Below are 1,630 nucleotides of genomic sequence, written 5' to 3'. Positions count from 1 at the left end.
TCGGTGGTCACCGTCGCCCGGTCCCTGCCGCACGGGCACCTCGCCGCGGCGGCGGTGATGGCCAAGAAACTGGGCCTGCCGGCGCTGCTCGGTCCAGCGAGCCGTCACCGAGAGATCGCGATGGCGTTGATCCTGGCCCGCACCGTGGCCCCGGCATCGAAGCTGGCGACCATCTCCTGGTGGGCCGACACCACCCTCGCCGGCGACCTCGGCGTGAGCGAGGTCGGCACCGACGAGGTGTATGCGGCGATGGACTGGCTCGTCGGCCGTCAGGGCGGCATCGAGAAGAAGCTGGCCACCCGGCATCTGGACCCGAAGGTCAATCCCTCACGGATGGCGATGTTCGACCTGTCCTCGTCCTGGGTGACCGGGCGGCACTGCGAACTGGCCGCCCGCGGATACTCCAGAGACGGCAAGAAGGGTTGCGAACAGATCGAATACGGCCTGCTCACCGACCCCGAGGGGCGTCCCGTCGCGATCCGGGTGCTCCCCGGCAACACCGCCGACCCCACCGCCTTCACCCACGCGGTGACCGCGGTGAAAGACACCTTCGGGCTCGAGAACATGCTGATGGTCGGCGACCGCGGGATGATCACCTCCGCCCGCATCACCGCCCTGAAAGAACTCGGCGGCATCGGCTGGCTCACCGCGCTGCGGGCACCGCAGATCGCGGCCCTGGCCGCCGACGACGGACCCTTGCAGATGTCGCTGTTCGATGAGCAGAACTTCGCCGAGATCTCCCACCCCGACTACCCCGGGGAACGACTGGTGGCGTGCCGCAACCCGCTGCTGGCCGTCGAACGCGCCCGCAAACGCGGCGAATTGCTTACCGCGACCGAGGCGAAACTCGCCCCGATCATCGCCGCCGCGGCGGCGGGCCGCCTGCGCGGCGCGGACAAGATCGGCCTGAAAGTCGGGAAGGTCCTCGGCACATTCAAGATGGGCAAACACTTCGACCTGACCATCACCGACACCAGTCTCACCGTCGCCCGCAACACCGGGCGGATCGACGCCGAAGCGGCCCTGGACGGTCTGTACGTGCTCCGGACCACCGCCACCCCCGGCGAACTCGACACCCCCGCGGTGATCGGGGCGTACAAGAACCTGGCCCGGGTGGAACGAGACTTCCGCAGCCTCAAGGCCATCGACCTGGACCTGCGGCCGATCCACCACCGCCGCGAAAAACGAGTCAAAGCGCACGTGTTGATCTGCTTCCTCGCCGCCTACCTGACCTGGCATCTGCGTAGCGCGTTGGCGCCGTTGACTTTCACCGACGAGAATCCACCGCAACGACGCGAAGACCCCGTCGCCCCGGCCACCATCTCCGCGGCCGCGAAAGCGAAAACAGCCCGCCGCACCACGGCCGAGGATCTGCCCGTGCGCTCATATCAGGGGCTACTCACCCATCTGTCGACACTGACCAGAAACGACCTCCGCTACGGCGACAGCGGACCGGTCATCGCAACCCTGGCCGAACCCACCCCGACACAACGACGAGCATTCGACCTCCTCGGCGCCCCGATACCACTGACCCTGACCTGAGGACACCGTCGACAGAACAAAACCACAACCACCCACTAAACCACCTGGTCAAACCACATAAACTGCTGCCAAACCGCCGCAACTTCGG

General features: G+C 67.1%; 1 protein-coding gene. It reads left to right on the top strand.

Annotated features, from left to right (window positions below):
* A partial coding sequence (locus tag ACFWAY_RS53715) for an IS1634 family transposase (protein WP_378516533.1) occupies positions 1-1,542 on the top strand: 1,542 nt, incomplete at its 5' end.
* Positions 1,543-1,630: the final 88 nt, after the last annotated feature.

Source organism: Rhodococcus sp. NPDC059968 (genome assembly GCF_042738615.1).
Lineage (GTDB): Bacteria > Actinomycetota > Actinomycetes > Mycobacteriales > Mycobacteriaceae > Rhodococcus_F.
The sequence above is the reverse complement of the archived record's forward strand: the minus strand, read 5'-3'. Positions and strand labels throughout refer to the sequence as shown.